The sequence below is a fragment of the Oleiphilus sp. HI0123 genome, from assembly GCF_001635315.1.
In genome coordinates, this window is record NZ_LWGE01001272.1 from 1 (window position 1) to 7,656 (window position 7,656).

The following is a 7,656-nucleotide window of genomic DNA, read 5'->3' on the forward strand; positions in this document are numbered from 1 at the left end:
AAGGAGATGTGATGACCTCCTATGACGATGATGTCGATCAGATATGCTCCGGTTTGGAGGTGGCGTAATGGGAACTAAAAAACGTTTTAATGACGCAAAAATTAAAAGTCAGGACACGCCTTCAATCGCCACTAAAAAGCCCGTCCTGAAGCTTGGCGTTCCAGAAGATCAGCAGGTTTATTGGGGTAAAAATGCGAATTCCACTAATGGGTTTGATTTCTCCATCCTCTACGAATGCGGATTTGACGCTATTGTCAGCGCCTTGCAGCAAACCATTCAGATCATGATCGAGGAGCGAACGGTCGCGCACAGCACAATAAGTAATTACTGCTATGGCGGCATCAAATACCTTGCTGACTATCTTAAACTCTATCAGGCCGCCGAAGGCCGTGACCTTGTGTTAACGGATATCACCAGTGAGCTGATTCAAAACTATATCAGCCATGTAAAAACAGCGTATCCGAACGGCACTTCAGCCAAAGGTTTTTACACCCACACCAAGTCAGTGTTAGTCAAGATGCAGGGCATGGATTGGATCAATGGGGTGGATTTTCCTCAAAACCCCTTTCCAAATTCCAATCGAAAAGTGAAAGGACAGTTAGCCTTTTCCAGAGCAGAGCGACGACGACTTGCATACGCCTTGAGTGACGATGTGAATGCCATTTTAGAAAAGAAAGCGCCGTTAACCGGCTATGAATTAACGATTTTGATGTGTGCGATTGCGTTGCGGTCAGGGATGAATACGACGCCTTTGTTGGAAATGACGACCGATTCGATTCAAGAGCACCCCTTGAAGGAAAATCGAAAGCTGTTGGTGCTGTATAAGCGTCGAGGTAATGCCACCAAGGTTCAAGTTTTACGCCATCAAAAAAGAGTCGAAAATGTGCAAACGGTGCTAGCCGATGTTGCTGTGATGATCCAACACATTATTCAATGCAATGCATCAGTACGTCAGGAGATGAACTCGGACTTGGTGTTGGTTTATCGAGCGACTAGTAATGCAAACGCAGATCAAGGGACAGCGTTGAGCTCTACTTTACTTGCACAGAACATTTCCAAGTGGGTCGCGGATCGGCAATTGCTGGACGACAACGGCAAGCCGCTCAAGGTCAATGTTTCACGCTTTCGCAAGACCTTTGAGAATCGCATTTTTGAGCTGTCGGGTGGTGATCCTTTCGTCACCGCCGCCCTCGCGGGGCATTCGGTCAAAGTCTCTGATTCACACTATTTGGAAGCACCGAAAGAGGCAGAGAAAAACTTTAACTTCATGGGACGTAGTCGTGTCAAAGAGCTGACCGATAACGTTCGAGGCATTGAGCAGAATACCTCAGTGGCAAAGTGTGCGGACTCAGGCCAGAAAACCGACAGAGAAGGCAATAAAATCTATTGCACCGACTTTTTGGCCTGTGTGCGATGTCGCAACATGGTTGTCACGAAAGAGGATATATACCGCCTTTTCTCGTTTTATTGGCTCTTGGTGTACGAGCGAGAGCAAATTGGCGCGAAACGCTGGAAGAAGTACTTTGCGCATATCATTCGTATTATCGACAACGAGATTGCGACGCAGTTTGATCCTGAGTATGTGCAGACCGTTCGCGCTGAAGCCGAAGCCAATCCTCATCCCGCCTGGAAGCATCGCCAACAGCTTGAGGGGGTCGCATGAGTCAGACTTTGATGGCGAGCGCAGTGGCGCATGGCAATACGATTAAACTGCATGCGTTGAGCGAGTCAGAGCGACTGACATTGCCTATCTCTTCTTACCGTCTAACTGACGGGCGTCATCAAGTGATCAGCGAGTATAAGGATATGACTTGGCGATATGAAGATGCACGCTTTACAAGCAGCACAAAGGACAGCAAAAAAAGCTACGCTTTGGGTCGCTGCCCGAGCGCTTTTTTCCTGCGGTGAAATTTGCGATCAAGCACTACGATCTGCAAAACAATCCAGGCGGAGGCACATTGGTTGAGTTTTTCAAAGCGATAAGGCAATTTTTAAGGTATCTCGACTCGCTGAACATCAAGTGCATAAAGGATATAACCCCACTCGTTTGTGCGACCTACGTGCAACAAACGAAGGAAACGCTATCGGCGCGAAACAAACCACTGTCCCCGGGCACTTTGTTTGCTAGATTCCTTGGTGTTGAGACGCTACAAAGGCATCTGCGCGAGACTCAGTGGGCATTTCCGCATCCTTGGGAAGAAAGCTCTGCCTTGCACCTCGCGGGGATGACAGGTCAAACCAGCGTACCCAAGGCGAAAACGGAAATTATTCCAGAAGATCAGCTTAAGGTCTTGGTCCCCGCCTGTCAGGAGTTGATCGAGCAAGCGCATGAGTTAGTTGCGGTGAAACAATCGCTAGAGGCGAAGCGCGCTGAACTGCATGCAACGGGTGTTTCGGTATCGTTCGTAAACAAAAAACTTCAAACATCGGTTCTTACTCCCAATGGGTTTGCCAGCTTAAGCGAATTCAATCGCCGCTATAATGATATTCCAATCGCTGCTGCCATTATTATCCTAACGTTTAGTGGTATACGGAATCATGAACTCTGCGCGATAGAGTGGAATGACCGTAATCCTGATCGGGATGCTTATCGCATTGAGGACAATGAGGAGGATACGTCGTATTGGCTGAAATCGCACAGCAGTAAGACGCATGAGGGTTATACCGAATGGTTGGTACCTAAGATCGTCATAGATGCAATTGAAGCGCAGAAGGCGTATGTACGTACTTTACGAGAAAGGCTTTGGCAAGAACAGCAGAGCTTACTTGAAAACGATCCTGAGCATCCTAAAGCTCTTAAAATCGCGCACTTCAAGCACCATCTGTTTTTGACCACAAGCACGGCGAATAAGAATGCGATTAATGCGCTTACTAGTGATGCTTTTGATCGTAGGTTGAAATCGTTCTGCACTGCATTGGGCATTAACGGCATGGCTAGTCACCGCTTTCGGCGCACGTTTGCAGTTTACTGTGCACAGTCAGCGTATGGCGACTTGCGTTATTTGAAGCAGCACTTCAAGCATTGGTCGATGGACATGACATTGCTCTACGCGGGAAATGAAGCGCAAGAAGTGGAGCTTTACGACGAGATCGCCATTGAGATTAAAAATTATAAGGTGGCGCGTGTTGAAGAGTTTTTGGATGAGGGCACGATTATCACGGGGGGGCTCGCTAATAAACTAATCTCCTATCGCTCCAAGAGTGAAGCAGTTAAGACCTTCGAGAGTCGCGCTGAGATGGCAGAAAAAATCTCTGATAGCGTGCATCTTCGTTCAACGGGTCATTCGTGGTGCACATCAGATAACTCAGCCTGTGGCGGTCGATCCGTCATTGAGGGTACGCGATGTGTTGACTGTGCGGATTCCATTATTGAAAAAGAGCGGCACGGCGATTACTACAAACGAATTTATATCCAGCAGTTAGAATTGAAAGACGTAGAGGATATAGGCGAAGCGGGTAAGCAACGCCTTGAACGCGATATTGATCGCTGTGAGCGCGTTCTGAAAGAGTTTGGCATGTTTGAAGAAGTTAAGAGGGTGTCGTCATGACAATGAGTACCGAAAAGGCGTTGCAGCTTGCCCTGTCGCGAATGAAGCGTAATAGACCTAGAGTGGTTGATCCAAAACGAAAAATCAGTATTGCATCTGTCGCAGAGGAAGCCAAAGTGTCTGAGGCAACGATCCACAACAGATACCCCGGCATTGCTGACGAAATACGACAAGTCACTGGCAAAGCTTTGAAGGCTCAAAGAGACGAGAAAACTCAGGCGCTAAAACTAGAAAAGGGTAAGAGTCGTGAGTTGAGGTCGGAGGTTGAAGAGCTTGAATTGCAGATTAAAAAGCTAGTGTCGGTTAATGCGGCATTATCAACTGAGAACGCGAAGCTCAAGGCTGAGCTTGGGGCGAAAAACGTGGTAAGAATCGATGGTTTTAGGAGTAAATAGTTGTCACCAAAGAATGCAGTTTATGGTCTGAAACTGGTGAAGAGCAGACATTCTTGAGCGGCAGAAGTGTCCGCAAAGCTGTCGCTCGACAGGTTAGTTATGATTAGGATAAAACAGCCAAATTCAGCACCTGAAAGGGACTCTTATCTCAACACATCTTTCCTTCTAGCTTTAATACTTGGCTTAGACTGCATTTCTAATACAAAGCAAAAAGCCATGATTGATGATTGAGTTAATTGCGTATTTAATTACACTCCTCCCTTAAATAAATATAGTCAAAACTAATCATTAGGATCACAGATGATTCGAACTAAGAAAGTAGGTGGTAAGCTTGCGGTCAAAGGAATAGACACTGGCAGAGCACTATTTGGAGTTGTTGCAATACCTGTTTTTTTTGTCTTGTATTTACTCACATTTGTTTTAATAGAGCAAAATCAGCTAGTTGGCGATAATATAGAATTTTCCTTGATAGTTGTTCTACTACTTATGGTTGTAGCTTTTTTTCTATCACTTCATAGCTACAGAAGGTCAGCAGGACTAATATTCCTTTTCAATAAGAGCAATGGAATTGTTGAAGTTTTTAGACATAAAGGATTAGTCTCTAAGTATTCACTAGGAAGAAATGTGAAATTAAAGCTTCAACGCGCACAGGGCATAGTGAGGAGAATTGATGGAGGGAGTGAAAGGCTACTTACGTACCACGCTGTATTAATTGGTAGCAAGGGTGAAGTATGGATCGGTGCTTCGGCTTTCACACAGAGAGGGCTATTAAAAAAAGTTAGAGTCATCTGTGACTATTTCGACGCCGAACATGAAGTATCAAAAGACATACTAAATAGTTATGAATCTAGTATAAAATATCAGCAACTACGTAATAAATAATGAATCTGCGCCACATTGTTTATGGCAATCGGGCCAAACGTGAAACAAGCTCGTAGGTCTGCCTTTGGCACTAAGTCGCCATAGATCAAAGTCCGCTTCTCTCACAAAGGCAATTATCAGAAGTAGAAGGCAAGAATGGTGATTTATGGATTTATAGCGTGCTGCGTTGATGCTAAGGTAGAAAAATACAGATTCTATAGGTGCAAATAATGAGTGAAAAAAACGGCAAATTCCTTACAGAATTGAACTTTATATATATCAATAGCTTACGAAATGTAAGCCTTACAAAGGTTGCTTAATTTATGAAATACTTAATTAGCGCTCCATTGATCTTAGTTATGTTTCTATTCGGGCAAACTGCATTGGCAGGACCAGGAAGTGGTCATTCCCACGGGCATCAACATAAACCTATCACTAGTGAGCAAGCTATCAATAAAGCAACAAAGCATGTCTGGAAGTTGGCCAAGAAGGGCAAAATTGACGCATCTTGGTCTAGCGTAACTTCTAAATCAGTCGAGGAAAAATCATTCGGACATGGCCCAGAATGGGTCGTTACATTTGAGAATGAGTCCATCGAAGACCCTAAAAAGCAAACGCTTTACGTTTTCTTTACGATCAACGGAAAGTACTTGGCTTCTAACTTTACGGGGCAGTAAGGCCTAACGGGAGGTGTTCGCACCTCCCTTCCTATATTTTGCTTATGTCCAGTTTGAGGCCATCTTCTCTTGAAAAACGACCTTGCTTCCAAGAATCTTAATTGTTCAAATCTGAATAAGTCTCGTGAAGAGCTTTAAATAACCTGCTTGAGTGTGCGATACCTAGAGGTTTTATTGATCCAGAGTGGGCTAAGAGTGGGGGGGGAATACCTATCTGGCTTGTCATAATAGCTTTGATTTAGGGTAGGGCCGTTTAGAATGATCTAGCGGATATAGTGTCTATAGAGCTTTGAGAAAAATATGTGGTTAAATGTGACTTTATGCCTCAGCGCTATGTCTGAATGGTAGAGTAAGGACAGTATCACAGAGCCTTATAAACTGAATTTCAATTTTTAATCGAGTATCTACTATGAAAAGTTGCACCTTTAAGCAGCCCGGTTGAGTAGTGTTGAGTTTGGCCCCTGAAATATGGGGCTTTTTTTTGCGTTAAGGTTAGGTGCTAATGATCCTTTATTTGGGGTCGTCAAAATTATTATCTAATAAGATCAGAGTTTTAAAGATACCAAGGGAATAAAATGTCTGATATTCTTATAGAAGCTCAAAAGGAAGGGTTTCTCCCAGAAACTCAAGTGGCATTGGGCACTAGCGAAGAAACGATCGAATGTGAAGGTTGTTATTCGCAGGTACAAGAAAGGGATTTAAAAGGCGGGGAGGCATGTCCTTACTGTTCTCTCGTGATTGCATAAAGTGCGAAAGAACATTTCCTAGCTTTGATCAAGTCTATAAAGGTCACCTAACAAAGACCCTCTGATTCGTAAATCCCTTTTGATGCTGAAATATAATCTATTTTCACTATTCAGGGGATAAAGGAATGCAAAATACGGCTATAAAAGTTATATCAACGTGCTTAGTTACTGGAACTCTAATTGGCTGTAATGGAGGTGGAAGTGGTGGCGGTGGAGCTGCCCCTGGAACTAATGGCGGTCAAGGTGGTGGAGTAGGGCCTGAGTTAGTAATCGAGTTTAGAGAGGCACCTCTAGACCCAAAGGTTTTTAATCTGCTTTCAAATGATAGAAGTACAGAAAATCACTTTAACCCTGAAGAAAAGTTAAGCATAACTTGGATGACAACGGTTAAATATTCGGATGACACTACGTTAGGTGTTAATCAAAGAGAGCTTTACCAAGCAAAGGTCTATCTGAGTGATAATGATATTATTGAGATTGATAATGATCTGGAGTTGTTCACTATCCAGTGTTCTTTCCCAATGGCATTGGGAGCAGATTATGGGTGTAGTGAATTCGCTTCATTTGAAAGTGTATATGCAAAGGATAATTTGAACCAATTTTCTACAACAAGTATTCCTTTAAATAAGCCTGAAGGTATCCAAAATCATGTTGTCGATGCAACGGATTTTCTGGATATTATTCCAAAAGATGCCAATGTTATAATAGAGACCTGCTTGATATCTGAGCCTGACAATTGTGCAGAGGCATCTGTTGCAATTGAGTTATACTAGCCAAACATCCCTGATGCATAATAGAAAAAAAATGAAGGCAGTTTTTTTGAAAAGACCTATAGAGATTCCTTTCTGTGAAGACATAGATGGTTTAACCGATGCTGTAGAACTCATGCTGGACCTAGTTCAAACCAACATTGATAAAGGGTTCATCCTGGATATAGACGCTGTTTTCGAATATGCGCAAGATGGTTTTACTCTGGTTACCTTTAACCTTTTAGTTAAGAATCTCAATAAAACGCTTTCCGATCAGGCAAGGGCAGTCACTCAAACTTTCACTGTGCATTAATTTAACCTGGTCAGCTGTCTGGAACCCGTGTCTTCTGCGTCGAAATTAGATCATTATAGAGAGCTCGCGGGACCAATTATTCATGCAGTTATCCTCGAAACGGGGAAAAATGATGTGAAGCTGATACGGAAAAAACTAAACCAGGCTTACCCATTTGAAGCTAGGTGTGGACAGGCTTATCGAGCCTGGTTATCAGAAGTACATTCCCAACTTGGCTTTACCTTACGAAGAAAAAACAGTTCAGAAAAACAATTAGACCTGTTCGATCAACCTTAATTATTCTTCTTCGACGGCCTCTAGAACGGATTCAACAGAAGCTGTAGCTAAGCCNTCAACATTGACTGAGAAGTTGGGTTTCCCTAGTGAA

The 7,656-nt window shown here is 43.5% G+C and carries 8 protein-coding genes; all 8 read left to right on the forward strand.

Annotated elements, in window-relative coordinates; translation table 11 throughout:
* The first annotated feature begins 67 nt into the window (after window positions 1-67).
* The 8 genes from A3761_RS15055 to A3761_RS15090 all read left to right on the forward strand — a co-directional run bounded on the left by A3761_RS15055 (window position 68) and on the right by A3761_RS15090 (window position 7,289).
* Entirely contained in the window at window positions 68-1,663 is a 1,596-nt protein-coding gene (locus tag A3761_RS15055; protein ID WP_068552687.1) for a hypothetical protein, read from the forward strand.
* On the forward strand, window positions 1,660-1,908 hold the full coding sequence (locus A3761_RS15060) for a hypothetical protein (protein ID WP_068552685.1): 249 nt from the start codon (window positions 1,660-1,662) through the stop codon (window positions 1,906-1,908). The genes A3761_RS15055 and A3761_RS15060 overlap by 4 nt, the downstream gene beginning before the upstream one ends.
* A gap of 152 nt (window positions 1,909-2,060) precedes the next feature.
* On the forward strand, window positions 2,061-3,548 hold the full coding sequence (locus A3761_RS15065; RefSeq protein WP_068552683.1) for a tyrosine-type recombinase/integrase: 1,488 nt from the start codon (window positions 2,061-2,063) through the stop codon (window positions 3,546-3,548).
* Between the two features lie 2 nt (window positions 3,549-3,550).
* Window positions 3,551-3,943 (forward strand): TetR family transcriptional regulator, encoded by a 393-nt coding sequence (locus A3761_RS15070; protein WP_156490151.1) that lies wholly within the window; start codon window positions 3,551-3,553, stop codon window positions 3,941-3,943.
* 300 nt (window positions 3,944-4,243) lie between these two features.
* Window positions 4,244-4,825: a hypothetical protein gene (locus A3761_RS15075; RefSeq protein WP_068552681.1), complete on the forward strand. Its 582-nt coding sequence runs from the start codon at window positions 4,244-4,246 to the stop codon at window positions 4,823-4,825.
* Window positions 4,826-5,127: 302 nt separating this feature from the next.
* Window positions 5,128-5,481 carry a DUF6488 family protein gene (locus A3761_RS15080; protein ID WP_068510782.1) on the forward strand — a complete coding sequence of 118 codons (354 nt, stop codon included), beginning with the start codon at window positions 5,128-5,130 and terminating at the stop codon, window positions 5,479-5,481.
* Between the two features lie 871 nt (window positions 5,482-6,352).
* Window positions 6,353-7,000, forward strand: coding sequence for a hypothetical protein (locus A3761_RS15085; protein WP_068507266.1), 648 nt, complete (start codon window positions 6,353-6,355; stop codon window positions 6,998-7,000).
* A gap of 46 nt (window positions 7,001-7,046) precedes the next feature.
* The gene (locus A3761_RS15090) at window positions 7,047-7,289 is read left to right on the forward strand and encodes a hypothetical protein (RefSeq protein ID WP_156490373.1); all 243 of its coding nucleotides are present in this window, start codon (window positions 7,047-7,049) and stop codon (window positions 7,287-7,289) included.
* Window positions 7,290-7,656: the final 367 nt, after the last annotated feature.

Bases quoted from the DNA above. Each gene is read 5' to 3' on its own strand.
- A3761_RS15055 (WP_068552687.1), top strand. From the start codon at position 68: ATGGGAACTAAAAAACGTTTTAATGACGCAAAAATTAAAAGTCAGGAC.
- A3761_RS15060 (WP_068552685.1), top strand. From the start codon at position 1,660: ATGAGTCAGACTTTGATGGCGAGCGCAGTGGCGCATGGCAATACGATT.
- A3761_RS15070 (WP_156490151.1), top strand. From the start codon at position 3,551: ATGAGTACCGAAAAGGCGTTGCAGCTTGCCCTGTCGCGAATGAAGCGT.
- A3761_RS15075 (WP_068552681.1), top strand. From the start codon at position 4,244: ATGATTCGAACTAAGAAAGTAGGTGGTAAGCTTGCGGTCAAAGGAATA.
- A3761_RS15080 (WP_068510782.1), top strand. From the start codon at position 5,128: ATGAAATACTTAATTAGCGCTCCATTGATCTTAGTTATGTTTCTATTC.
- A3761_RS15085 (WP_068507266.1), top strand. From the start codon at position 6,353: ATGCAAAATACGGCTATAAAAGTTATATCAACGTGCTTAGTTACTGGA.